Here is a 521-nt window from a genome sequence, read left to right as displayed (position 1 = left end):
CTTATAGCTATAAAGCTATAAGTGTTTTTTCTATAGTGTAATAAATTAACTTAATTTCTGTTATCTAAATATGTTAAAAGTTAAATTTTAATGATTTTTTCTAAATAACTTTTAACAATATTACAAAATTGTAATACAAATGAAAGGTTCATAAATATAAATAACTTTAAAAATTAGGTATAATGCTAATATAAATAATATTAGTAAAGGGATGGATTATTATTATGAAAAAGTTATTTTTGAATATTATAAAATTTATAATGGTTTTTTTGATAATTATATCAACAATGTTTATTGGAGTTGGATGTGGTGTATATAAAAGTATAATTGATGAAACTTCAATTGAAAGTAAAATTGAAGAAGTGAAAGAAAATTCTAATTATACAGAACTAGACAATATATATAAAACATTTTTAGATGCAATAGTAGCAATAGAAGACCATAGATTTTATAAACATGGTGCTATAGATTTAGTTTCTATAGCTAGAGCATTTGGTGTTAGTATAAAGTAGTGGACACAT

General features: G+C 20.9%; 1 protein-coding gene. It reads left to right on the top strand.

Going from position 1 to position 521, the window contains the following annotated elements; all coding sequences use genetic code 11:
- Positions 1-224: 224 nt before the first annotated feature.
- The gene (locus HMPREF0216_RS14015; RefSeq protein WP_005215556.1) at positions 225-512 is read left to right on the top strand and encodes a transglycosylase domain-containing protein; all 288 of its coding nucleotides are present in this window, start codon (positions 225-227) and stop codon (positions 510-512) included.
- Positions 513-521 lie beyond the last annotated feature (9 nt).

The organism is Clostridium celatum DSM 1785, assembly GCF_000320405.1.
Classification (GTDB): Bacteria; Bacillota; Clostridia; order Clostridiales; family Clostridiaceae; genus Clostridium; species Clostridium celatum.
The sequence above is the reverse complement of the archived record's forward strand: the minus strand, read 5'-3'. Positions and strand labels throughout refer to the sequence as shown.